The 23,704-nt window shown below is 70.6% G+C and carries 24 protein-coding genes; all 24 read left to right on the top strand.

All coding sequences use genetic code 11. From position 1 onward, the window contains the following. The first annotated feature begins 72 nt into the window (after positions 1 to 72). Positions 73 to 897, top strand: coding sequence for a type 1 glutamine amidotransferase domain-containing protein (locus JYK04_RS10495; RefSeq protein WP_189740342.1), 825 nt, complete (start codon positions 73 to 75; stop codon positions 895 to 897). A 42-nt stretch (positions 898 to 939) separates the two neighbouring features. After that, positions 940 to 2,586 carry a thiamine pyrophosphate-binding protein gene (locus JYK04_RS10490; RefSeq protein ID WP_189740344.1) on the top strand — a complete coding sequence of 549 codons (1,647 nt, stop codon included), beginning with the start codon at positions 940 to 942 and terminating at the stop codon, positions 2,584 to 2,586. Positions 2,587 to 2,623: 37 nt separating this feature from the next. After that, entirely contained in the window at positions 2,624 to 3,058 is a 435-nt protein-coding gene (locus tag JYK04_RS10485; protein WP_030008816.1) for a nuclear transport factor 2 family protein, read from the top strand. 23 nt (positions 3,059 to 3,081) lie between these two features. Continuing rightward, positions 3,082 to 3,537, top strand: coding sequence for a nuclear transport factor 2 family protein (locus tag JYK04_RS10480; RefSeq protein WP_030008817.1), 456 nt, complete (start codon positions 3,082 to 3,084; stop codon positions 3,535 to 3,537). Between the two features lie 13 nt (positions 3,538 to 3,550). Then, entirely contained in the window at positions 3,551 to 3,934 is a 384-nt protein-coding gene (locus tag JYK04_RS10475; RefSeq protein ID WP_189740347.1) for a nuclear transport factor 2 family protein, read from the top strand. Between the two features lie 9 nt (positions 3,935 to 3,943). Beyond that, complete coding sequence (locus JYK04_RS10470) at positions 3,944 to 5,563, top strand: GMC family oxidoreductase (RefSeq protein ID WP_189740350.1); 1,620 nt, start codon at positions 3,944 to 3,946, stop codon at positions 5,561 to 5,563. Beyond that, entirely contained in the window at positions 5,556 to 6,167 is a 612-nt protein-coding gene (locus tag JYK04_RS10465) for a DJ-1/PfpI family protein (protein WP_189740353.1), read from the top strand. The genes JYK04_RS10470 and JYK04_RS10465 overlap by 8 nt, the downstream gene beginning before the upstream one ends. Then, a complete protein-coding gene (locus JYK04_RS10460) occupies positions 6,167 to 6,604 on the top strand; it encodes a VOC family protein (protein ID WP_189740357.1) in 438 nt (145 codons plus the stop codon). The genes JYK04_RS10465 and JYK04_RS10460 overlap by 1 nt, the downstream gene beginning before the upstream one ends. A 3-nt stretch (positions 6,605 to 6,607) precedes the next feature. Continuing rightward, positions 6,608 to 8,431 carry an AGE family epimerase/isomerase gene (locus JYK04_RS10455; protein ID WP_189740359.1) on the top strand — a complete coding sequence of 608 codons (1,824 nt, stop codon included), beginning with the start codon at positions 6,608 to 6,610 and terminating at the stop codon, positions 8,429 to 8,431. Positions 8,432 to 8,468: 37 nt separating this feature from the next. Next, positions 8,469 to 8,819, top strand: coding sequence for an STAS domain-containing protein (locus JYK04_RS10450; RefSeq protein WP_189740362.1), 351 nt, complete (start codon positions 8,469 to 8,471; stop codon positions 8,817 to 8,819). After that, positions 8,816 to 10,963 (top strand): glycogen debranching protein GlgX, encoded by a 2,148-nt coding sequence (gene glgX / locus JYK04_RS10445; protein ID WP_229875734.1) that lies wholly within the window; start codon positions 8,816 to 8,818, stop codon positions 10,961 to 10,963. Before JYK04_RS10450 ends, glgX begins: the two co-directional genes overlap by 4 nt. Positions 10,964 to 10,979: 16 nt before the next feature. Beyond that, positions 10,980 to 11,291, top strand: coding sequence for an STAS domain-containing protein (locus JYK04_RS10440; RefSeq protein ID WP_030008825.1), 312 nt, complete (start codon positions 10,980 to 10,982; stop codon positions 11,289 to 11,291). Continuing rightward, on the top strand, positions 11,288 to 11,761 hold the full coding sequence (locus JYK04_RS10435) for an ATP-binding protein (protein ID WP_229875736.1): 474 nt from the start codon (positions 11,288 to 11,290) through the stop codon (positions 11,759 to 11,761). Before JYK04_RS10440 ends, JYK04_RS10435 begins: the two co-directional genes overlap by 4 nt. Continuing rightward, entirely contained in the window at positions 11,743 to 12,999 is a 1,257-nt protein-coding gene (locus JYK04_RS10430; RefSeq protein ID WP_189740364.1) for a PP2C family protein-serine/threonine phosphatase, read from the top strand. Before JYK04_RS10435 ends, JYK04_RS10430 begins: the two co-directional genes overlap by 19 nt. Continuing rightward, entirely contained in the window at positions 13,000 to 13,755 is a 756-nt protein-coding gene (locus JYK04_RS10425; RefSeq protein WP_189740367.1) for a MinD/ParA family ATP-binding protein, read from the top strand. Between the two features lie 70 nt (positions 13,756 to 13,825). Then, complete coding sequence (locus JYK04_RS10420; RefSeq protein WP_189740370.1) at positions 13,826 to 14,566, top strand: type 1 glutamine amidotransferase domain-containing protein; 741 nt, start codon at positions 13,826 to 13,828, stop codon at positions 14,564 to 14,566. Between the two features lie 34 nt (positions 14,567 to 14,600). Next, positions 14,601 to 16,085 carry an aldehyde dehydrogenase family protein gene (locus JYK04_RS10415; protein ID WP_189740373.1) on the top strand — a complete coding sequence of 495 codons (1,485 nt, stop codon included), beginning with the start codon at positions 14,601 to 14,603 and terminating at the stop codon, positions 16,083 to 16,085. A 35-nt stretch (positions 16,086 to 16,120) separates the two neighbouring features. After that, positions 16,121 to 16,735, top strand: a complete 615-nt coding sequence (locus tag JYK04_RS10410) for an NADPH-dependent F420 reductase (protein ID WP_229875747.1) — start codon at positions 16,121 to 16,123, stop codon at positions 16,733 to 16,735. Between the two features lie 2 nt (positions 16,736 to 16,737). Further along, positions 16,738 to 17,262: a (2Fe-2S)-binding protein gene (locus tag JYK04_RS10405; RefSeq protein WP_229875758.1), complete on the top strand. Its 525-nt coding sequence runs from the start codon at positions 16,738 to 16,740 to the stop codon at positions 17,260 to 17,262. 5 nt (positions 17,263 to 17,267) lie between these two features. Then, entirely contained in the window at positions 17,268 to 19,673 is a 2,406-nt protein-coding gene (locus JYK04_RS10400; RefSeq protein ID WP_189740381.1) for a xanthine dehydrogenase family protein molybdopterin-binding subunit, read from the top strand. Beyond that, positions 19,670 to 20,503, top strand: coding sequence for an FAD binding domain-containing protein (locus JYK04_RS10395; protein WP_189740384.1), 834 nt, complete (start codon positions 19,670 to 19,672; stop codon positions 20,501 to 20,503). Before JYK04_RS10400 ends, JYK04_RS10395 begins: the two co-directional genes overlap by 4 nt. 97 nt (positions 20,504 to 20,600) lie before the next feature. Further along, a complete protein-coding gene (locus JYK04_RS10390; protein WP_189740387.1) occupies positions 20,601 to 21,821 on the top strand; it encodes an MFS transporter in 1,221 nt (406 codons plus the stop codon). Beyond that, a complete protein-coding gene (locus JYK04_RS41865; protein ID WP_189740391.1) occupies positions 21,818 to 23,344 on the top strand; it encodes an ATP-binding protein in 1,527 nt (508 codons plus the stop codon). The genes JYK04_RS10390 and JYK04_RS41865 overlap by 4 nt, the downstream gene beginning before the upstream one ends. Before the next feature lie 12 nt (positions 23,345 to 23,356). Continuing rightward, positions 23,357 to 23,698, top strand: coding sequence for a nuclear transport factor 2 family protein (locus tag JYK04_RS10380; RefSeq protein ID WP_189740394.1), 342 nt, complete (start codon positions 23,357 to 23,359; stop codon positions 23,696 to 23,698). The last annotated feature ends 6 nt before the right edge of the window (positions 23,699 to 23,704 follow it).

Raw genomic sequence — 23,704 nt, 5'->3', positions numbered from 1 at the left:
GCTTTGACGAAGCCCCTGGGCGCGGCCAGTGTGGGGGACGCCAACGACAACAGGCGGCGCCTGGAGGAATACGTGAGCAGAAAGATTCTGGTCATTGTCTCCGAACACGGTTACTGGGCCGAGGAACTGATAGGCCCCGTGTCGAAGTTCGACGAGCGGGGCTACGAGGTCATATTCGCCACGCCGACCGGAAAGCGTGCACACGCTCTTCCGCCGAGCCTCGACGCGAACTACATCGATCCCCCGCTGGGACGCTCGGTCACCACCGAGGAGAACGCCCGGCTCGGGCGGGAGTTCGAGCGGTCGAGCCGGCTGGACTCGCCGCTCGACATCGAGGCGTGGGTCCCCGAGCGTCCGTACACGAGCGACGAGGGCTATCTGCCCAAGCTGGAGCAGTACCACCGCGATCTCGACAAAATCGACGCCGACATCGCCGGGTACGACGCGATCCTCATCGTCGGCGGCAGCGGCCCGATCGCGGACCTCGCCAACAACGAGCGCGTGCACGCCCTGATCCTGGCCTTCCGGAAGGCCGGCAAGGTCGTCGCCGCCGAGTGCTACGGCGTCGCCTGCCTGGCCTTCGCCCGGGACTGGGGCGACCGCCGGAGCATCATCTGGGGCAAGCACGTCACCGGCCACTGCAAGGAGTACGACTACAAGGACGGCACCGGATTCCTCGGTACCGACTTCAACATGGGGCCGCCGCCGTATCCGCTGGAGTACATCCTGCGCGATGCGACGGGCCCGCGCGGCGCGTACCACGGGAATTTCGGCAAGCCGGTGTCGGTCATCGTCGATTTCCCCTTCGTCACCGGACGTTCCACCCCCGACTCGTATCTCACGGGGCAGAAGATCGTGGAAGTCCTGGAGGACGGTCTCACCCGATACGGCTGGTGATCCCGGAAGTCGCAGGGAAATCGGAGAGTTGAGGGGGAATTCATGGAAGCCACTCCCGGACGGGAAAGGCTGATCGAGCAGTTCAAGGCCGACGGTCTGAATGTGATGTTCGGAAATCCGGGGACGGTGGAACAGGGATTCCTCGACGCGGTGGACGCGGCGGAGGACTTCCACTACGTCCTCGCCCTCCAGGAGACCGTGGCCGCCGGCATCGCCGACGGGTACGCCCGGGCGACCGGCGGCGCGGCCCTGCTCCAGCTGCACTCCGGTGTCGGCCTGGGCAACGGCATCGGCATGCTCTACCAGTCGCTGCGCGGCCACACCCCGCTCGTCGTGGTCGCCGGTGACGCCGGGGTCCGCTACGACGCCATGGACGCGCAGATGGCATCCGATCTGGTGGCGATGGCCAAGCCGGTGACCAAGTACGCGACCCGGGTCACCGACCGGCACTCGGTCCTGCGCACCGTCCGGCGGGCCGTGAAGATCGCGCTCACCCCGCCCCGCGGGCCCGTGTTCGTGGCGCTGCCGATGGATGTGCTGGACGAGCTCAACTCCGAGCCCGTCCTGCCGTCGACGCAGGTGCTCACCGACGTGTCGCCCTCACCGGCCTCGGTGGGGCGGGCGGCCGAGCTGCTCGCCTCCGCCGAGCGGCCGATCGTCCTGGTCGGGGACGGGGTCGCGCTCTCCGGGGCGCAGGCCGAGCTCGTCGCCGTCGCCGAGCTGCTGGGCGCCGACGTGTACGAGGTCGACTCGTCCGAGGTGAACATCGCGGCCTCGCACCCGCTGCGGCGGGGCCAGACCGGGCACATGTTCGGCCCGCACAGCAAGGAGCTCGTCGGGGACGCCGACGGCGTGCTGATCGTCGGCACCTATGTCTTCCCGGAGGTCTTCCCCGAGCTGGAGAGCCCCTTCCGGGCGGGCGCCAAGGTCGTCCACATCGACCTCAACGCCTACGAGATCGCCAAGAACCACCCGGTGGACCTGGGCCTGGCCGCGGATCCCAAGCAGGCGCTGCGCGCGCTGGCCGGCGTACTGGAGCGGAGCCTCGGCCCGCAGCGGCGGGCCGCGGCGGCCGCGCGCCTCGACGCACGGACCCGGGAGCGGGTCCGCGAGGTGCGGGAGGCGCGGTCGGCCGCGGACGACGGCACGCCGATGGCCGTCTTCCTGAAGACCCTGGCCGAGCGCACCGGCGGGGACCTGATCGTCTTCGACGAGGCGCTGACCACCTCGCCGCTGGTCACCCGGTACCTGCCGGCGGAGCGCCCCGGCGACTACCACCTCACCCGGGGCGGTTCGCTCGGCGTGGGCTTCCCGGGCGCGGTCGGGGCCAAGCTGGCCCGGCCGGAGCGGCTGGTGGTCGGCTTCGCGGGCGACGGCGGGTCCATGTACACGTACCAGGCGCTGTGGACGGCGGCCCGGCACGGCATCGACGCCAAGTTCGTGGTGTGCAACAACCGCAAGTACCGGCTGCTGGACGACAACATCGCCCAGTACTGGCGGGAGCGGGACATCCCGGAGCACGGCTTCCCGGGCTCCTTCGACCTCTCCCACCCCGAGATCGACTTCGCCGGACTGGCCCGGTCGCTCGGCGCCGGCGGGATGCGCGTGGAGAAGCCGGACGAGGCGGTCGCCGCCGTGGGCCGGATGCTGTCCCACCCCGGACCGTTCCTCGTGGACGTCCAGATCTGACCAGAGCACTCACGCAGCACGGACAGGAGGAGACCGCATGCCCGCCGAGCGGCAGCTGACCGAGGACGCGATCCGCAGTTTCGCCGAGAACTGGTACGTGGCGCTGGACCAGCACGTGGGTCTGGACGACGTGCTCGCCCTGATCACCGAGGACCTGGAGTTCAAGGTCCCCGAGGACACCTTCCTCGGACACGAGGGGTTCGGCCGCTGGTACGCGGCCGTCACCCACCGCTTCTTCGACGAGGTCCACACCGTCACGAAGGTGGAGCCCGTCATCGAGGGCGACCGGGCGGTCGTCCGGGTCCTCGTCAACTGGCAGGCCAAGATCTGGGACCCGCCGGCCGCCCGCAGCCAGTGGCTCGGCTTCGACGCCGACCAGACCTGGACGGTCGTGGCCGGTCCGGACGGACCGCTGATCAAGCAGTACACCGTCAACGACCTGGCGCCGATGCCCGGTTCCGGCTCGCTCTGAGCGCCGGCGAAGGAGAAGCGACGATGACCGAAGTGACACGGGAGCGGGTCGAGGCGGCCTACGCCGCCCTCGGCTCCGGCGACCGGGCGCGCATCCTGGAGTACTACTCCGAGGACCTGCGCTGGCTGGTGCCGGGCAGCCACCCGCTGGCCGGCTGGTACGAGAGCCTGGACGCCTTCCTGGAGCTGATGGGGCAGACCCACAAGCTCACGGGCGGCACCTTCCGGATGGACATCCAGGCGGTCCTCGTCGGCGAGGACTGCAGCGCCGACGTGTGCCGCAACGTGGCCCTGCGGGACGGCGCGGACGAGACGAGCACGTCCCCGTACGAGCGGATGGACTACCCGGTCTTCCACTTCATGCGGTGGCGCGGCGGCCGGATCGTCGAGGGCCGGGACGGGCTCTTCGGGGACTCGGCGACCGCCTTCAGCCAGTTCTGGGCGCCGTTCGCACCGGACGGAACCCGCAGGGACCGATAGGGGGTTGAGCGCGATGGACCGACACGAGAGCCACACCGAAATCCTTCGGAAGTACTACGAGTACGCCAACGCCGGGGACTGGGACCGCTGGTGCGACCTGTTCGCCGACGACCAGGTGATGGACGAGCAGCTCGCCGGCCACATCGAGGGCCTGGAGGTGCTGCGCTCGATGATGAAGGGCATGGGCACGATGTACCGGGTCTTCCGGAACGAGCCCGTGCACTTCATCGTCGACGGCGAGAAGGCCGCGGCCGTCTCGCACCTGACCGCGGTCAGCGCCTCCGGCGAGGCCATCGAGGCCGAGGTCATGAACTTCTTCCGGATCGTGGACGGAAAGATCGCCTACATGGCGAACTACCACGACACGGTTCCCTTCCAGGTGCTGGGCCAGGGCTGAGGGGGATCCGTGAGCGTCGAAGAGTACGACTACATCGTCGTGGGATCCGGCACCGCCGGCAGCGTGCTGGCCGACCGGCTGTCCGAGGACCCGGACGTCTCCGTCCTGGTCCTGGAGGCGGGCGGCTCCCGCATCCCGCCCGAGGTGGACGACCCGTCCTCCTGGTACAAGCTCCTCGGCGGGCCGGTGGACTGGGGCTACACGAGCACCCCGCAGCCCGGACTCGACGGCCGCCGTACGTACGAACCGCGCGGCAAGGCCCCCGGCGGCAGCAGCAACCTCTACATCATGATGCACATCCGGGGCCACGCCTCGGACTTCGACAACTGGGCCTACCAGGGCGCCGCCGGCTGGTCCCACGAGGACGTGCTGCCCTACTTCGCCCTGCTGGAGGGCCAGGAGGACGTCACCGCCGCCACCACGGGCACCCGGGGCCCGCAGCGGATCACCAACGCCGGGCGGCACGGCCCCAACCCGGTCTCCCGCGCCTTCATCGACGCCGCCGTCGAGCTGGGCCACCAGGAGATCGCCGACTTCAACACCGACGGCCCCCGGCGCGGCCTCTTCGGCACCGGCTGGCACCACATCGACGTGGCCGACGGCCGCCGCCAGGGCGTCCTCGCCGCCTACCTGGAGCCGGCGCTGCGCCGCGCCAACCTGACCCTGCGCACCAACGCGCAGAGCACCCGGCTGCTGTTCGACGGGGACACTTGCACGGGCGTCGAGTACGTCCAGCTGAAGGCTCCGGCCACGCTTTCGGGCAGCGAGGTCCCGGGCCGGACCGTCCGGGACGGCCACAGCACCGCCGCGGCGCCCGGGCCCCACACCGTACGGGCCCGCCGCGAGGTGATCGTCGCGGCCGGGGCGATCGAGTCCCCGAAGCTGCTGCTGCTCTCCGGCATCGGCCACCCGGAGCAGCTGCGCGAACACGGCATCGAGGTCACCGCGGCCCTGCCCGGGGTCGGCGAGAACTTCCACAACCACGTCCTGACCGGGCTGATGGCCGAGGTCACCCAGGAGCTCCCGCCACCGGCGCAGAACCTGTCGGAGAGCGCTCTATTCCTGTCCTCGCAGCCCGGGCTGCCCGCCCCCGACCTGCAGATCGCCTTCGTCCACGTGCCGTTCGACGTGATCGTCGGCCAGGACCACCCCAACACGGTGTCCATCCTGCCGGGCGTCGTACGGCCCGTCTCGCGCGGCTGGATCAAGCTGGCGAGCGCCGACCCGCTGGCCCACCCGCTGATCAACCCGAACTACCTGGGCGACCGGTGGGACCTGGAACGGATGGTGCAGGGCATCAAGATCGCCCGGGAGATCTTCGCGACCTCCGCCTTCTCGCCCTGGTACAAGCAGGAGCTCCAGCCCGGCCCCGGCTACGCGAGCGACGACGATCTGCGGACCTTCGCGAAGCAGAAGTCGGAGAGCTACCACCACCAGGCCGGCTCCTGCCGCATGGGCATCGACGACCTCTCCGTCGTCGACCCCGAACTGCGGGTGCACGGCGTACGGAACCTGCGCGTGGTCGACGCGAGCGTGATGCCCGCGGTCCCGTCCGGCAACTGCCACACCGCCATCGCGATGATCGCCGAGCGCGCGGCGGACTTCCTGAAGGGAGCCTCCCGTGTCTGACGCGGTGCTGCGCGAGGGCGCGCTGTCCGGGACCCGGATCGCGGTCCTGGTCGAGAGCGACTACTACGAGCCGGAGATCTTCTACTACCAGCACCGGTTCGCCGAGGAGGGCGCCGAGGTCGACTTCCTGACCCGGCTGTGGGGCAACGACTCCATCACCTTCACCGGACACGAGTACCGGGCGCCCTTCACCGCCACGCAGTCCCTGGAGGGGCTGAGCGACGCGGAGCTGCGCCGGTACGCGGCGGTCATCGTGCCCTCCGGCATGGTGGCCGACCGGCTGCGCTACACCGAGGACGTGGACGTCCTCGCCCCGGCGACCGAGCTGCTGCGCCGGGCCTTCGAGGAGCCGACGGTCCTCAAGGGGATCATCTGCCACGGCATGTGGCTGGCCTCCTCGATCCCGGACAAGATCCGCGGCCGCAAGGTGGTCTGCCACAACAACCTCATCGGTGACGTCCGGAACATGGGCGGGGAGTACGTCGACGAGGACGTGGTGGTCGACGGGGACCTGGTCACCGGCCGCACCGGAGCCCACCACCACCTGTTCGCCCGCCGGATCATCGAACTGATCGCGGCCGGCCGGGGCCGGGGAGCCGGCTGATGGCCGCCGGGCTGCGGTGGTCCCACGTGGGCCTGAACTGCACGGACCAGAAGACCACCGAGGAGTTCTACACCCGGTACTTCGGCTTCACCCGGGCCCGGGTGGTCGACCTCGGGCCGACGCAGATCGTGTTCCTGCGCAAGGGGGACGCGTACCTGGAGCTCTTCGCGGCCGGCGAGACCGAACCGGCCCGCCCGGCGGACGACGACGGTCCGCAGGCCCCCGGCCGGATGCGCCACCTGGCCTTCCAGACCGACAGCGTGGACGCGTTCCTGGCCGAGCTGGGCGACGCGGCGGAAGTGACCCTGGGACCGCTGGACTTCGACGACTTCATCTGCGGCTGGCGGACCGTGTGGGTCCGCGATCCCGACGGGGTCATCGTCGAGGTCAGCCAGGGATACGAGGACGACGGCACTCACGACAAGGACGGTGCGTGACCCATGGCTGACGCCGTGACCTTCTCCTTCTCCGACACGATCGCGGGATACGTCACCCGCTTCGACTCCGGGGCCCGGCTGCTGAGGCTGAAGACCTCAGACGGGCGCGAGTTCGACGTCTCCCTCGCCGGTGACCCCAGTGCCGAGCTGGTCCGCAACCTGGACGAGCCCTACATCGACGCCTCCGGGCACATCGACGAGATGCTCTCGCCCGGCCGGTTCCTCTTCGTCTACGGGGTCCACTACCCGGAGCGCGGCGGGAGCTTCGACGCCAAGCGCCTGGTCTTCCTGGGCCGCGGCTCCGAGGACTACCGCTTCGAGGAGCCCAGCTGGTGGATCAAGCAGATCGAATCCCTGGCCGACTTCTACAAGCGGGCGCAGTTCGGCGACGGGCCGGTGGACTTCACCGAGTACCGCACCGAGATCCGGCTCGGCGGTGACAAGACCGCCAGCCACGTGCAGGAGACCGACACGATCTCCCGCCTGGTCTACGGCATGGCCTCGGCCTACCTGCTGACCGGCAAGGACGAGTACCTGGAGGTCGCCGAGCGCGGCACCGAGTACCTGCGCAAGCACATGCGGGTCGTGGACAGCGAGGAGGACGTGGTCTTCTGGTACCACGGCATCAGCGTCGACGGGGACAGCGAGCGCAAGCTCTTCACCTCGGAGTTCTCCGACGACTACGACGCGATCCCGATGTACGAGCAGATCTACGCGCTGGCCGGCCCCATCCAGACGTACCGGGTCACCGGTGACGTCCGGATCAAGAACGACGCGGACGCCACCATCAGGCTGTTCGACAAGTTCTTCTTCGACCCGGAGCAGGGCGGCTACTACTCGCACATCGACCCGATCCTCTTCAGCGCCGACCACGAGTCCCTCGGCGAGAACGCCGAGCGCAAGAACTGGAACTCGGTCGGCGACCACGCGCCCGCCTACCTGATCAACCTGTACCTGGCGACCGGCGACCAGAAGTACGCCGACTTCCTCGAGTACACCTTCGACACCATCGCGGACAAGTTCCCGGACTACAAGAACAGCCCCTTCGTCCAGGAGCGCTTCTTCCGCGACTGGTCGCACGACACCGCGCACAGCTGGCAGCAGAACCGCGCGGTGGTCGGCCACAACCTGAAGATCGCCTGGAACCTGATGCGGATGAACTCGCTGAAGGCCAAGCCGGAGTACGAGCAGCTCGCCAAGAAGATCGGCGAGATCATGCCGGCGGTCGGCAGCGACGTGCAGCGCGGCGGCTGGTACGACGTCGTGGAGCGCGTGAAGGAGGGCGACCAGGAGGCCTACCGGTTCGCCTGGCACGACCGCAAGGCCTGGTGGCAGCAGGAGCAGGCGATCCTCGCCTACCTCATCCTGAACGGCACGGTCGGCGGCGACGCGAACCTGCGCGAGGCCCGGCAGGCCCAGGCCTTCTACAACACCTTCTTCCTCGACCACGACGAGGGAGCCGTCTACTTCAACGTGCTCGCGAGCGGTACGCCGTACCTGCTCGGCACCGAGCGGCTCAAGGGCAGCCACTCGATGTCCATGTACCACTCGGCGGAGCTCTGCTACCTCTCCGCCGTCTACAACAACCTGCTCATCAACGGCCGGGAGATGGACTTCCACTTCCAGCCCGACCCGACGAACCTGCCCGACCGCGTCCTGCGCGTCTCGCCCGACCTGCTTCCCGCCGGTTCGGTGCGGATCGCGTCCGTGGAGATCGACGAGAAGCCGTACACCGACTTCGACGCCGATGCCCTCACCGTCCGGCTGCCCGACGTGCAGAGCCGAGTGAAGGTCAAGGTCCGGCTGCGTCCAGTGGCCAAGAAGTAGCGCTCAACGGGGGGCGCCCCAACCAGAGGGGAATGCAATGACTCTCAACGTCAAGGAACGCCGGAACAAGACGGGCACCGTGCTCGTCGCCACCGGTGAGATCAACAGCGAGACATCCGGCTCGCTGCTCCAGGCACTGCTGCCGCTGGTCCGCGAGGGCAAGCCGCTGAAGATCGACCTCACGGCGGTCACCTACGTCTCCAGCGCGGGCCTGCGCACCCTGCTCGTGGTCTACCGCGAGGCGCAGCACGCCGGCGTCGCGGTCACCCTCTACGGGGTGAGCGAGGAAGTCCGGTTCGTCATGTCGGCCACCGGGTTCCTCGACTTCTTCGAGACCGGCGAGGCCGTCGCCGCGGCGGCCAAGGCCAAGGTCAAGGCCGCGCGATGACCGAGACCCGGTCCGAGCAGGTGCTGCGCGTCGACGCGTACCCGACCCACGAGGTGGGCGGGTACCGCGTCCGCGCGGGCAAACCGTTCCCCTTCGGGGCCAACGTGGTCCCCGGCGGGGTCAGCTTCTCCGTCTTCTCCGACCAGGCCACCTCCATGACCCTGGTCATCTTCAAGCGCGGAGAACCCGAGCCGATGGCCGAACTGGAGTTCCCCGAGGAATTCCGCACCGGCAGCGTCTTCGCCATGACCGTCTTCGGCCTCGACCACGAGAACATCGAGTACGGGTACCGGGCCGACGGCCCCTACGACCCGGTCACCGGCCACCGCTTCGACGCCCGGCAGGTGCTCTCCGACCCGTACGCCCGGCTGATCGCCGGCCGGGACGTGTGGGGCGTGGAGCCGGACCGCAGCCGCGGCTACCAGTACCGCTCCCGCGTCTGCCTCCAGGACTTCGACTGGGGCGACGACACCCCGCTGGGCATCCCCGCCGAGGACCTCGTCGTGTACGAGACCCACGTGCGCGGCTTCACCCGGCACCCCTCCTCGCAGGTCACCGCACCCGGCACCTTCGCGGGGCTGCGCGAGAAGATCCCGTACCTGAAGGAACTCGGGATCAACTGCATCGAACTGCTCCCGGTGTTCGAGTTCGACGAGAGCGACAATCCGCGCACCAACCCGGAGACGGGCGAGCAGCTCTTCGACTACTGGGGCTACAACACCGTCTCGTTCTTCGCGCCCAAGGCCGGCTACGCGGCCACCGGACGCTACGGCATGCAGGGCGACGAGTTCCGCACCCTGATCAAGGACCTGCACGCGGCCGGCATCGAGGTCATCCTCGACGTCGTCTTCAACCACACCGCCGAGGGCAACGAGCAGGGCCCGACGATCTCCTTCAAGGGGCTCGACAACGCCACGTACTACATGCTCACGCCCGAGGGGTACTACTTCAACTTCAGCGGCACCGGCAACACCGTCAACTGCAACCACCCCGTCGTGCGCAACTACGTGCTCGACTGCCTGCGCCACTGGGTCGCCGACTACCACATCGACGGCTTCCGCTTCGACCTGGCGGCCATCCTCGGCCGGGCCCTGGACGGCACCCCGCTGCCCAACCCGCCGCTGCTGGAACTGCTCGCCTACGACCCGGTCCTGCGGCACACCAAGCTGATCGCCGAGGCCTGGGACGCCGGCGGCCTCTACGAGGTCGGCAACTTCCCGGCGTACGGCCGCTGGGCCGAGTGGAACGGCAAGTACCGCGACACCGTGCGCAGCTTCCTCAAGGGCGACCCCGGTGTCACGGGCGAACTGGCCACCCGGATCGCCGGCTCGCCCGACCTGTACGCCACCCGCGGCACCGCGGCCTCGGTCAACTTCCTGACCGCGCACGACGGTTTCACCCTCGCCGACCTGGTCTCCTACAACGACAAGCACAACGAGGCCAACGGCGAGAACAACAACGACGGTGCCAACGACAACAACAGCTGGAACTGCGGCGCCGAGGGACCGACCGACGATCCGGAGATCAACGCGCTGCGCACCCGGCAGATGAAGAACGCCCTCGCGATCCTCTTCACCAGCCAGGGCATCCCGATGCTGCTGGCCGGGGACGAGGTCGCGCGCACCCAGCAGGGCAACAACAACACCTACTGCCAGGACAACGAGCTCTCCTGGTTCGACTGGGACCAGGTCGACGACAACGCCGAACTGCTCCGGTTCACGCGGGGGATGATCGAGTTCCGCAAGCACCACCGCGAGCTGCGCTCCACCGCCCACCCCACGGGCCAGGTCCGCGAGCACCTGGGCCTGCCGGACATCAGCTGGCACGGGGAGCGGGCCTGGCAGCCCGACTGGTCGGCCGAGAGCCGGCTGCTGGCGGTGGCCCGCTGCGGCACCGGCGACGACGACGTGGTGTACGTGGCCATGAACGCGCACTGGGAGTCGCACGACCTGGAGCTGCCCGCCCTGCCGGGAGGCCGGAGCTGGCACCTGTTCGCCGACACCGGGGCCGAGGCGCCGTACGACATCCGCACCCCGGGAGCCGAGCAGGAGCTGGACAACGCCGGGAAGTACCTGATCGGCCCGCGCTCGGTGGTGATCCTGGTGGGCCGCGCGAACGCTTCCGACGACCTCGACACGCCCTGACCGAAGGAGACCTGACATGCCGCTTTCCGTGTCCCTGAGCATCGAGGGCGACACCACCGTGATCGAACTGACGGGCGAGCTGGACGCCAAGACCGCGCCGGACTTCCACCGGACCATCGAGAAGGCCGCCGGCCACGGCACCCAGACCGTCGAGATCAGGATGGCCGGCGTCGGCTACATGGCCAGCGCCGGACTGCGCTCCCTGGTCTTCGCCCAGCAGAAGGTCGCGAACGACGTCACCATCAAGGTGGTCGGTGCCATCGAGCCCGTGTCCCGGACCATCCGGACGGCCGGGCTCGACCGGAGCATCGTTCTCTCCGATGAGTGACCACCGTGACTGACATGGTCGAACTGGCGAGGTCGTCCTGCGTACTGGAAGTGCCCGCAACGGTGGGGGCACTGGGCGAAATCGCCACGTTCGTCCTGCGGCTGGCCGGGGCGGCGGGCCTGGACAAGGGCGCCGCCTACCGGCTCCGGCTGGCCGTGGACGAACTGGCCACCAACGTCGTGATGCACGGGTACCGGGGTGGCGGCGGACGGATCACCGTCCGCGGCCGCTCCGGCCCGGGCGGGGTGCAGATCGTCATCGAGGACACCGCACCCCCCTTCGACCCCGTCGAAGGCCGCCTGCCGCCCGCCCCCGGGGTCCCCCCTGAGGAACGGCGGATCGGCGGTCTCGGCATCCACCTGGCGCTGACCAGCGTGGACGAGTTCGGCTACGCGCACAGGGACGGCCGCAACATCAGCACCCTGACTGTGAAGGCTGAGGGGACCGACCGATGCCCTCCACGACCGTGATCATCCTCGACGCGTACCCGCCACCGCCGCCCGAGCTGCTCGACGCTCTGCGGACGATGGACGCGGCACTCGTCACCCGCTCCCTCACGGAGCTGCGCGAAGGCGCGCTGGAACTGCTGCCCGTCGCGGACGTGCTGCTCGCCCCGGCCGAGTCCGACGGGGAGGCGGTACGGATGGCCGTACGCCGACTGCGCCGCTGGGCGGGCGCCCCCATCGTGGTCGTCTGGACCGTGACGGAGTTCGCCGCCCTGGAGGAACACGTCCGGATCGGGCACGACTACCTCGTACCGCCCTTCCTGCCCGCCCTCGTCGGGGCCCGGCTGCACAGCTGCTCGGAGCGCGCCGGACTCGGCCGCACCCTGCGGGAGGCCGACGCCCGCGCCGAACTCATGGGCTACGAGAAGGAACTGGAGATCGGTCGGGAGATCCAGGCGGGCTTCCTGCCCGAATCGATGCCCGTCCCCGACGGCTGGGAGATCGACGTGCGGTTCCGTCCCGCCCGGCAGGTCGCCGGAGACTTCTACGACGTCTTCGAGATCTCCCGCGGCCGCCGGCTCGCCTTCGTCGTCGCCGACGTCTGCGACAAGGGGGTCGGAGCCGCGCTGTTCATGGCGCTCATCCGCTCCCTGCTGCGGCACACCGCGCAGAACAGCGGCCTGCAGCACCTGGTCGCCGGACGCGCCGGCGGCAGCCGGCGGATCCCGGTCGTCGGCGCCACCCCCCTGCTCAACGCGGTCACCGCCACCAACGGCTACCTCACCCGCAACCACCTGCGGCAGGGCTACTTCGCCACCCTCTTCTTCGGGGTGCTCGACCCGCTCACCGGCAGCCTCGTCTACATCAACGGCGGCCACAACCCGCCCCTGCTGCTGCCCGCCGACGGCAGCCCGCCCGTCGCCCTCCACATCACCGGACCGGCCGTCGGGATCCAGCCCGACTGCGTCTACACCCTCGGCTACGCCCAGCTCGACCCGGGCGACACCCTGTTCGCCTTCACCGACGGGGTGCCCGAGGCCCGCTGCCCGAACGGCAGCTTCCTCGGCGACGACCGGATGCTGGAACTGCTCGCCGGGCCACCGGTCAGCGGCAAGGACGTGGTCGACCGGATGGACCTGGCGGTGCGCGAGCACACCGGCACCGCCGAACAGCACGACGACGTCACCATGCTGGCCCTGCACCGGCCACGCGCGGCGCGGGGGCCGCGCGCGGACGGCGCGGGCACCCGGGTGGTGGCCTAGATGACCCGCACCATCGTCGTGCACTCGCACCGCGGTGGGACGGGCAAGTCCTCGGTACTGGCGAACCTCGCGCTGCTCCTGGCCGCCGAGGGACGCCGGGTGGGGGTGGTCGACACCGATATCCAGTCACCCACCCTGGACCTGCTGTTCCGCCTGGGGCCCGGCGCCTCCCTGACCGACTACCTGCTCGGCCGCTGCGAGATCGAGACCACCGCCCAACAGATCGGCGCCGTTTCCGGTCAGGGGGGCCTGTACGTCGTGCCGGCCCGGACCGGGACGGCCGCCCTGCGCGAGATCATGGCCGGGGGCTACGACGTGGGGCTGCTGCCGGAGGGCTTCGACCGGCTGGCCGCGCACTACGCCCTCGACGTGCTGCTGCTCGACACCCACGCCGGGCTCAACAACGAGTCGGTGACCGCCATGGCGAGCGCCGACGTACTGATGATCATGGCGCGGGCCGACCGGATCGACCTCTCCGGGGTCGAGGAGACCATCGCCCTCGCCGGGCGCCTGACCTGCCGGCGGAACCTGGTCCTGAGCATGGCCCCCGAGGGCATCGACCGGGAAGCGGCCCGCCGGCGCTCCGAGGCGGTCTACGGGGCGCCACTGGCCGGAATCCTTCCCTACTCGCCGGAAATGGCGGCTCTGTACGGCGAACGCATATTTGCCGAAGCCCATCCCGACCACCCCCTGGTCGGTGAATTCCGCACCATCATCTCGGCGTTGGACGCACGTGACGAAGTATCGCGGGCCTGACGCCGTCCCCCTTACGCCCCCCGCGGGTGGCGTGTTGAATCGGCAGCGAATCCAGAACAAGGAGAGAATCATGAAGATTCTCGTCGTCATGACGGCCAAAGCCACACTGCATCTGCTCGACGGTGAACAGCACCCCTCGGGATTCTGGGCCGAGGAATTCGTCGTGCCCTTCTCGCTCTTCAAGGCGGCCGGCCACGACGTGGACGTGGCGACGATCGGAGGCCGGGCGCCGACGGTCGACCAGACGAGCATCGACCCCCAGTTCCTCCAGTGGGTCCGCCCCCAGGGCTCGCCGGACGAGGACGCGGCCAACGCCGCCGAATACGTCCGGGTCATCGAGAACACCCCCCAGCTGAGAGCCCCCATCGCACTGGAGACCCTCACCGAGAAGGACATCACGGACTACGACGGGGTGTACGTGAGCGGCGGTCACGGCGCCATCGGCGACCTGCCCAAGTCCGACGAGCTCGCCCAGATCCTGCGCTGGGTCATCGCGCAGGACAAGCCGCTCGCCACCGTGTGCCACGGCCACACCTCACTGCTCGCCCTGCGTGACGGCGAAGGCCGCTGGCCCTTCGAGGGCTACCGGATGACCGCCTTCTCGCACAGCGAGGAACTGGTCACCAACATGGCCGGCCGGCTCCCGCTGATCCTGGAGGTGGAACTCACCCGGCTCGGCGCCCGCTACGAGAAGGCCGAGGCCATCTGGGACTCGCACGTGGTCGTCGACCGCAAGCTGACGACCGGCCAGAACCCCTACTCCTCCAAGGCCCTCGCCGAGACGTTCTTACGGCAGCTCGCGAAGGGCTAGTACCGCCCCCCGCACCCGAAACCGGAAGGCAGCCATGACCAAGCGTGAGCTGAGCGGCCAGCCCCTCGCCAACCCCGGGAAACTGTTCATCGGCGGCGCCTGGGTCCCGGCCCAGGACGGCCGTACCGAACCGGACATCAGCCCCGTGGACGGGCAGGAGATCGTACCGGTGGCCCAGGCCGCCGCCGCCGACGCGGACGCGGCCGTCGCCGCCGCCCGCACGGCGTACGAGGAAGGCCCCTGGAGCAGACTCTCCGCCCAGGAGCGCGCGCTGCGGCTGAACCGGGTCGGTGAGCTCATCGAGCGCGACCTGGAGGAGATCGCCCTGCTGGAGACCGTGGACATGGGCAAGCCGTTCGCGTTCTCCAGCACGGTCGACGCCCCCATGGCCGCCCAGCTCATGCACTACTACGCCGGGGCCGTGACCCGCGTCGACGGCTCCTCGCGCGCCCCGGCCGGCGGCCAGCTCGCCTACACCCTGCGCGAACCGCTGGGCGTGGTCTGCGCCATCACCCCGTTCAACTTCCCGCTGCTGCTGTCGATGACGAAGATCGCACCGGCGCTCGCCGCGGGCAACACGGTGGTCCACAAGCCCTCCCCGGCGACCCCGCTGACCGCCCTGAAGATCGCCGAGCTCTTCCAGGAGGCGGAGATCCCCGACGGGGTGCTGAACGTCATCACCGGTCCGGGCGTGGAACTGGGGGAGACCCTCACCGGCCACCCCGACATCGACAAGATCGCCTTCACCGGTTCCACCTCGGTCGGCCAGACGATCATCCGCAAGGCGGCCGGCACCCTGAAGAAGGTGACGATGGAGCTCGGCGGCAAGTCCGCCAACATCGTCTTCGCCGACGCCGATCTCGACGCCGCCGAGGAACTCGCCTTCTTCGGCATCTACTACAACAAGGGCGAGATCTGCACCGCCGGCTCCCGGCTGCTGCTGCAGCGCCCCATCCACGACGAGATGGTCGAACGCCTGGTCCGCCGGGCCGCCGACCTCAAGCCCGGCGACCCCCGCGACCCGGCCACCCTCTTCGGGCCGCTGGCCCACCGCGGACAGTTCGACAAGGTCAGCTCGTACATCGAGGTCGGCGAGAAGGAAGGCGCGGTCCTGCGCACCGGCGGCAGCGGCTGGACCCCCGAGGGCGCCTCCAGTCAGGGCCTGTACTTCCTGCCGACCATCTTCACCGGCGTCGACAACGGCATGCGGATCGCCCAGGAGGAGATCTTCGGGCCGGTCCTGTCGATCATCCCCTTCGACACCGAGGAGGACGCCGTGCGCATCGCCAACGACAGCGCGTACGGCCTCGCCGCCGGCGTCCACACCAAGGACCTGCGGCGGGCCCACCGGGTCGCCTCGCAGATCAAGGCCGGCACCGTCTGGGTCAATTGCTACAACCAGTACGACCCCGCCGTGCCCTACGGCGGCTACAAGGCCTCCGGCTACGGCCGCGAGTGCGGCCCCGAGTCCCTGGAGAGCTACACCCAGACCAAGTCGGTCTGGATCGGCATGGACTGAGAGCGCTACCGAGACCCCTTTCCCGAGGAGCGGCAATGCGGACAGGCATCATCGGCACCGGGCGGATCGGCTCGACCCTGGCCAGGATCCTCGTGGCGGCAGGCCATCAGGTCGTCCTCGCGGGCGCCCGGGGCCCGCAGACCCTCGGCCCGCTCGTGGCCGAGCTGGGACGGGCGGCCTCGGCGGCGCACCCCGCCGAGGCCGCCGACCGGGCCGAACTCCTGGTACTGATGGTGCCCTTCGAACGCGTCCGCGGACTGCTCCCGCCGTACGCAGTGCAGGACAAGGTGCTGGTGGACGCCACGAACGCCTTCGCCGGCCCCGGCACCCCCGCCGACCTCGGCGGGCGCGGCTCCAGCGACCTGGTCGCCGAGTGGTACCCCGACGCCCAGGTCGTCAAATCCCTGAACACCATGCATTTCGAAACCCTCGCCGTCGCCGGCACCGCCCCCGGAGAGCGCCTGGCACATTTCACCGCGGGCGACGACGTGAAATCGAAGGAAATCGTCGCGGGAATCATCACGGATCTGGGATTCGCACCCGTGGACACCGGCCCGTTGCACTCCGGGGGAATTCTCCAACAGCCCGGCGGGCCCCTTTTCAACCGGCCGCTCACGGAAGCGCAGGCGCTGGCATGGATATCACACTGAACGTGAACGGAAGACCCGAGCAGTTCTCGGTACGGCCGAACGAACTGCTCGTGGAACGGCTCCGCGACGGCCTCGGGCTGACCGGCACCAAGGTCGGCTGCGACACCGGCCAGTGCGGCACCTGCGTCGTCCGCCTCGACGGCAGGTCCGTCAAGAGCTGCCTGGTCCTGACCGCCTCCGCCGCCGGCAGCGAGGTGGCCACCATCGAGGGCGAGACCACCCGCGGCGGTGAACTGTCCGGCCTCCAGGAGGCCCTGCGCCAGGAGCACGGCACCCAGTGCGGCTTCTGCACCCCCGGCATGGTCATGGCCCTCGGCGAACTCGTCGACTCCACCGCCGGCGGCGAGGCCCCCACCGAACCCGAGATCCGCGAGTGGCTCACCGGCAACCTGTGCCGCTGCACCGGCTACCACAGCGTCGTACGGGGCGTGCAGCGCGCCTGCGCGGCCGCCCGCGCCGAGGCGCCCTCCGGCGTCGGCGAGCCCGCCGCCGTCACCGCGTCCACCGCAGCCGGACAGGAGGTGTGAGGGACATGACCACAGTGACGGGGGAGGCCCCGGCCACGGGGAACGGCGTCCTCGGACAGCCGCTGGACAGCCGCGAGGATCCGCAGCTGCTGCGCGGCGAGGCCACGTACGTGGCGGACATCGACCTGCCGGGCACCGCCCACATGGCCATCCTGGGCAGCCCGGTGGCGCACGCGAAGATCCTCTCCATCGAGACCAAGGCCGCCGAGCAGCTGCCCGGCGTGCTCAAGGTGGCCACCGCCGCCGACTTCACCGACGTCATGCCGCTGCCCTGCATCTGGATCCCCGGCGGAGTCGAGAGCCACTTCCCGCCCCACCCCTACGGACTTCCCGGCGCCCGCCCGGTCCTCACCGGCGACACCGTCCGGCACGTCGGCGACCCCATCGCCGTGGTCGTCGCCGAGACCCCGCGCCAGGCCACCGCGGCGCTCGCCGCCATCGCCGTCGAGTACGAGCCGCTGCCCGTGGTCACCCGCGCCGACGAGGCGCTCGCCGAGGGCGCGCCCCAGCTCCACGAAGCCGTCCCGGGCAACCTGAACGCGTACTGGACCTGCGGCGACAAGGACCGCACCGACGCGGCCATCGCCGAGGCCGAGGTCACCGTCGAGCTCGACCTGGTCAACCAGCGCACCATCAACAGCCCCATCGAGCCGCGCGGCGCCGTCGGCGACTACAACGCGGCCACCGGCGAGTACACGCTCTACGCCTCCACCCAGGGCCCGCACAACCACCGCTTCCTGCTCTCGGCGCTGGTCCTCGGCATCCCCTTCAACAAGCTCCGGGTCATCGCCCCGACCGTCGGCGGCAGCTTCGGCACCAAGGGGTACCTGTATCCCGACATGGCGCTGGTGCTGCTGCTGTCCAAGGCGCTCGGCCGGCCCGTGAAGTGGGTGGACACCCGTACCGGGCTGATGAACTCCACCGTCCAGGGCCGCGACCACCGCCAGCACGTGACACTCGCCGGCACCCGCGACGGCCGGATCACCGCCGTGCGCTGCACCAGCTACGCCAACCTCGGCGCGTACCCCTCCACGATCGGCCCCGGTGTCGCCACCGCCCTGATGGGCCGATCCATCAGCGGCATGTACGACATCGACGCCGCCTTCTGCGAGGTCTACGCCGCCTTCACCAACACGGTCTCGCTCGGCGCCCAGCGCGGCAGCGGACGCGCCGAGGCCGCCTTCCTCATGGAACGCCTCGTCGACCGGTACGCCTCCGAGATCGGCATGGACCCGGCGGCCGTCCGCCGCAAGAACCTGGTGCCGAAGGAGAAGTTCCCGTACGACAACGGCCTCGGCTGGACCTACGACTCCGGGAACTACCAGCTGAACTTCGACAAGGCCATCGAGCTGTCGGGCTACGCCGACATGCCGGCCCGCAAGGCCGAGGCCCGCACCCGCGGCAAGCGCCTCGGCGTCGGCCTCGCCACCTACGTCGCGATCTGCGGGGTCGGCCCCTCCACCCGGATGTCCCAGGAGGGCATGCTCGGCGGCACCTGGGAGAGCGCGAACATCCGCGTCCACCCGACCGGCGAGGTCACCGTCATCGTGGGGTCCGCCTCCACCGGCCAGAGCCACGGCACGGTCTTCGCCCAGGTCGCCGCCGACGAGCTCGGCATCGACCCGGACACCGTCCAGGTCCTGGAGGGCGACACGCAGAAGGCCCCGTACGGGCAGGGCACCTACGGCTCCCGCTCCTACAGCATGGCCGCACCCGCCGTCGCCCTCACCGCCCGCAAGATCAAGAGCAAGCTGATCCGGGCCGGCGCCGTCTTCCTGGGGGTCCCCGAGGACAAGGTCGTCTACGAGGGCGGCCGCGTCTACGAAGAGGGCAACGAGCAGAACACCAAGACCTTCGCCGAGCTGGCGATGTCCATGTGGTACGGCTGGGGGCTGCCCGCGGAGATCGAACCCGCCCTCGACGAGACCACCCACTTCGACCCGCCGGACTTCAACTACCCCTTCGGCACGCACGTGGCGGTCGTCGAGATCGACGAACTGACCGGCGAGACCGAGGTGGTGTCCTACACCGCCGTCGACGACGCCGGCCACATCGGCAACCCCAAGATCGTCCTCGGCCAGATCGAGGGCAGCATCACGCACGGCCTCGGCCAGGCCCTGATGGAGGCCGCCGTCTACGACGAACAGGGCCTCCTCGTCAGCGCCGACCTGACCACGTACGCCCTGCCGCGCGCCGCCGACGTGCCGTTCTTCACGCTCGACAAGACCGTCACGCCCAGCCCGCACAACCCGCTCGGCGCCAAGGGCGCCGGCGAGATCGCCACCGTCCCGCCCGCCGCGGCCGTCGTCAACGCCGTCGTCGACGCCCTGTCCGACCTGGGCGTCCAGCACATCGACATGCCCCTCACCCCCGAGAAGGTCTGGCGCCGCCTGAGAGGGGAAGCCCAGTGATCCTCACCGAGTTCGACTACGTCCGGCCCGCCGGCCTCGACGAGGCGCTCACCCTGCTGTCCGGGACCCGCGGCGCCCGGATCCTGGCCGGCGGCCAGAGCCTGCTGCCCGACCTGCGCGCGGGAGCCGACCGGGCCGCGCTGCTGGTCGACATCCGGCGGCTGGAGGAGCTGCGCGGCGTCACGCGCACCCCCGACGGCACCGGGCTGCGGATCGGGTCCCTCACCACGCTGGCCGAGCTGGCCGCCGACCCGCTGGTGCTCGCGGAGGCCCCGGAACTGGCCGCCGCGGCCCGCGCCAACGGCGACCCCCAGGTCCGCAACCTCGGCACCGTCGGCGGCAACCTCGCCGCCGCCGGGCGGGCCACCGACCTGCCGGTCGCCGCCATGGCCGCCGACGCCGAGGTCGAACTGGCCGGCCCCGGCGGGCGGTCCACCCTGGCGGCCGAGGAGCTCGCGGCCGGCAGCGCGCCCGCCGCCACGGTCCTCACCGCGCTGCTCGTACCGGCCGCCGGACCGGCCGCCGCCTTCGAGAAGACCGCCGACCGCGCCACCCGCTACCCGGTGTGCGCCACCGCCGTACGGATCACCCCCGGCGGGCCGCGCATCGCCGTCACCGGGGCCACCTCCCGGCCCTTGCGGCTGCGCGGGGTCGAGGACCGGCTGCGCGGGGGCCCGTACGGCACGGACGCCGTGCTCGCGGCCTTCCGCGCCGAACCCAGGGAGCTCTTCGTCCCCGGGCGCGGCACCTCGGCCGAGTACCTCGGCCATCTCGTGGGGGTCCTCACGGCCCGAGCCCTGCAGAGGGCCGAGCGGGCTCTCGACCGATAGCCCGAGAGGGCACACCACGGGGCCCGCCACGGGTCCCATCACGGGGGAGTTGAGTGACGCAGTGGCCGACACATCCGAGACGACCACGGGGGTAACCGTGCGCCCAGCCGCCCACGCGGCCAGTGCGCCCAGAGGCTCCGGCTTCTGGGTGGTGGGAGCGGTCCTCGTCCTGCTGATGCTCTCCTCCTCCGTGCCCTCCGCCCTCTACGTGCTCTACCAGCAGGAGTGGGGGCTCTCCTCCGGCACGATCACGGTGGTCTTCGCCCTCTACGCGGTCACCGTGCTGGCCGGGCTCCTGCTGTTCGGTTCCCTCTCCGACACCCTCGGCCGCCGCCCCGTCCTGGGCGGTGCGCTGGTCCTGGCCATGGTCTCGATGGTCCTGTTCGCCGGGGCCCAGGGTCTGGGACTGCTGCTGGCCGCCCGCGCCGTCCAGGGCCTCGCCGTGGGCCTGGCCACCGGGGCGATGGGCGCGGCCCTGCTGGAACTCAGCCCCGCGTCCAGGCCCGCACTCGGCGCCCAGGTCAACAGCGCCGGCCCCACCGTGGGCATCGGGCTCGGCGGGATCGGGGCCGGGCTCCTCGTCCAGTTCGCACCCGCGCCGACGGTGCTGAGCTACCTGCTGCTGGTCGGGGCCTTCGCCGTGACCCTGGTGGGGGTGGTCCGGATGCGGGAGAGCGCGCCGGGCGCCGGCGGCCGCTTCCGGGTGGTCCCGCACCGGATCCGCGTACCGGCGGACGCCCGGGGCCGCTTCGCCGTCCTCGTCCTGACCATCGTCGCGGTCTGGTCGGTGGGCGGCTTCTACCTCTCCCTCGGCCCGCACCTGGCGCTGTCGCTGCTGGAGTCCACCAACTACCTCGTCGGCGGGGCCACGGTGGCCCTGCTCGCGGGCGCCGCCACCGCCGCCCAGCTGATGCTCGGCCGCACCGAGGCGCTGCGCACCGCCGTGCTCGGCCTGCTCGGGCTCCTCGCCGGACTCGGCCTGGTGCTGCTCGCGCTGGGGATCCGCTCGGCCGCCGTGTTCCTCGTGGCCACGGCCGTCCTCGGCAGCGGCTGGGGCGCCGCGTTCCTCGGTTCCTTCCGCGCGCTGAGCACGCTCGCGCAGCCGGCGCACCGCGGCGAACTGACCGCCGCCGTATATGTGTTCGCGTACCTCGCGATGAGCGTGCCGGCGGTCCTCGCCGGGATGCTCACCAACATCCACGGGCTGCACCGCACCTCGGTCGGCTTCATGGCCGCCGTGGCCGGCGTGTGCGCACTGGCCCTGCTGGCCACCCTGCGACTGGCCGCCCGGACCCGGGCCGAGGGGAGTGCGGCGTGAACGCGGCGGACATGAAGGACGCGGAGCTGCGGTCGGCCCTGCGCGAGCTGGAGATCTTCGCCGGGATCACCGAGGAGCAGCTGGACTGGCTGGTCTCGGTGTCCGAGCCCCGGATCCTCGCCGACGGCGACGTCCTCTTCCGGGACGGCGAGGAGGCCACCGGCTTCCACGTCCTGCTCTCCGGCGGGCTGGTCGTCACCAAGGTCGTCGACGGCCGGGAGGAGGTGCTCACCCGGCACTCCACCGAGGAGGAGAGCGCCGCCGCCGAGGACCACGACGGCAAGCCGTCCGCCGCCCACCGGTTCACCGGCGAACTGCCCCTGCTGACCGACGGATCCTACGTGGCGACCGCGGCCGCCAGCGGCCCGTCGACCACGGTGGTGGCCTACCCGAAGCCGGTCTTCTTCGAGATGCTGACCCGCTGCCACGGGGTGGCCGCCGTACTGATCCCCGTACTGGCCTGGCGCATCAAGTCCTCCGAGGTGCAGGCCCGCAAACGGGCCACCGTGGAGGCGCTCGGCACCCTGGCCGCCGGGCTCGCCCACGAGCTGAACAACCCGGCGGCGGCCGTGGCCCGGGCCGCGCAGGAACTGGCCCCCGCCCTGGAGCGGCTCACCCGTACCGCCCAGGCCTGGGGCGCGGCCGCCTCGGGCGCGGAGCGCTCGCTCCTGGAGCGGCTCGCCGAGGAACTGGACAAGCTGCCGCCGCCGGCGACCACCGACCCGTTCGCCCAGGCCGACGCGGAGGAGGAGATCGCCGACTGGGCCGAGGAGGCGGGCACCGAACGGCCCGGCCTGCTCGGATCCGGGGTCGCGGACCTCGGACTGGAGCTGGGCTGGCTGCTGGAACGGCTGGAGGGCGTGGGAGAGGCGGCGCTCGCCCCGGCCCTGGACCACCTGGCGGCGCTGCTGGAGATCCGCTCGCTCGCGGCGGAACTCCGGGCCGCGGGTCCCAGGATCTCCCAGCTCGTCTCCGCCACCCGGGATTACGCCAACCTCGACCGGGCGCCCGAACAGCGCTTCGCGGTGACCGACGGACTGGAGAACACGCTGGTCGTCCTGCGTGCCAAGCTCGCCGGCATCACCATCGTGCGTGAGTACGAGCCCGACCTGTCCGAACTGACGGGCTATCCCAGCGAGTTGAACCAAGTGTGGACCAACCTGGTCGACAACGCGGCCGAGGCCATGGAGGGCTCGGGGGTACTGACCCTGCGCGCCCGCGCCGAGGGCGTCTGCATGGTCGTCGAGATCGCCGACACCGGCCGCGGCATCCCGGCGGAATCCCTGCCGCGGATCTTCGAACCGTTCTACACCACCAAGGACGTGGGCAAGGGCACGGGCCTGGGGCTGCACCTCAGCTACCGCATCGTGACCCAGCGCCACCACGGGTCGATCACCGCCCGCTCGCGCCCCGGTGAGACCCGGATGGTCGTCCGGCTGCCCTTCGCCGGCAGCGCCCAATCCTGCGTCTCACCTGCGACAACACCCGAAACGGCACCCATCGTGGGCACCTCTCCCAGTTGAAACGGAGTCGACATGGTCAAGTACGACATCTCCACACTGCACCCGGTGTTCGTCCGCCAGATGGAGGCGCTGGCCGCCCTGGACATCGAGGCGGTGATGAAGAACTACACCGACGACGCCGTGCTGCTGCGCTTCGAGGGGGCGTCGGTGGGGATCGAAGCGGTTCGCGAGACGTTCACCGGCTATCTCACCGTGAAGCCCGCGCTCGTGGAACTCCAGGAGTACATCGAGACCGAGGACACCATCTTCTACCGGGCGATCATGAACCTGAACGGTGAACCGGAGCACGCGTTCGGGACACTCGTCGTCCGCGATGGCCGAATCTGGCGCCAGACAGCCGGATTCGGCAGCTGACGGCCG

It is taken from the genome of Streptomyces nojiriensis, assembly GCF_017639205.1.
Lineage (GTDB): Bacteria > Actinomycetota > Actinomycetes > Streptomycetales > Streptomycetaceae > Streptomyces > Streptomyces nojiriensis.
The sequence above is the reverse complement of the archived record's forward strand: the minus strand, read 5'-3'. Positions and strand labels throughout refer to the sequence as shown.

Coding starts and splice junctions, on each gene's coding strand:
- JYK04_RS10485 (WP_030008816.1), top strand. CDS start 2,624: ATGCCCGCCGAGCGGCAGCTGACCGAGGACGCGATCCGCAGTTTCGCC.
- JYK04_RS10490 (WP_189740344.1), top strand. CDS start 940: ATGGAAGCCACTCCCGGACGGGAAAGGCTGATCGAGCAGTTCAAGGCC.
- JYK04_RS10420 (WP_189740370.1), top strand. CDS start 13,826: ATGAAGATTCTCGTCGTCATGACGGCCAAAGCCACACTGCATCTGCTC.
- JYK04_RS10430 (WP_189740364.1), top strand. CDS start 11,743: ATGCCCTCCACGACCGTGATCATCCTCGACGCGTACCCGCCACCGCCG.
- JYK04_RS10455 (WP_189740359.1), top strand. CDS start 6,608: ATGGCTGACGCCGTGACCTTCTCCTTCTCCGACACGATCGCGGGATAC.
- JYK04_RS10410 (WP_229875747.1), top strand. CDS start 16,121: ATGCGGACAGGCATCATCGGCACCGGGCGGATCGGCTCGACCCTGGCC.
- JYK04_RS10380 (WP_189740394.1), top strand. CDS start 23,357: ATGGTCAAGTACGACATCTCCACACTGCACCCGGTGTTCGTCCGCCAG.
- glgX (WP_229875734.1), top strand. CDS start 8,816: ATGACCGAGACCCGGTCCGAGCAGGTGCTGCGCGTCGACGCGTACCCG.
- JYK04_RS10475 (WP_189740347.1), top strand. CDS start 3,551: ATGGACCGACACGAGAGCCACACCGAAATCCTTCGGAAGTACTACGAG.
- JYK04_RS10425 (WP_189740367.1), top strand. CDS start 13,000: ATGACCCGCACCATCGTCGTGCACTCGCACCGCGGTGGGACGGGCAAG.
- JYK04_RS10460 (WP_189740357.1), top strand. CDS start 6,167: ATGGCCGCCGGGCTGCGGTGGTCCCACGTGGGCCTGAACTGCACGGAC.
- JYK04_RS10440 (WP_030008825.1), top strand. CDS start 10,980: ATGCCGCTTTCCGTGTCCCTGAGCATCGAGGGCGACACCACCGTGATC.
- JYK04_RS10400 (WP_189740381.1), top strand. CDS start 17,268: ATGACCACAGTGACGGGGGAGGCCCCGGCCACGGGGAACGGCGTCCTC.
- JYK04_RS10450 (WP_189740362.1), top strand. CDS start 8,469: ATGACTCTCAACGTCAAGGAACGCCGGAACAAGACGGGCACCGTGCTC.
- JYK04_RS10480 (WP_030008817.1), top strand. CDS start 3,082: ATGACCGAAGTGACACGGGAGCGGGTCGAGGCGGCCTACGCCGCCCTC.
- JYK04_RS10415 (WP_189740373.1), top strand. CDS start 14,601: ATGACCAAGCGTGAGCTGAGCGGCCAGCCCCTCGCCAACCCCGGGAAA.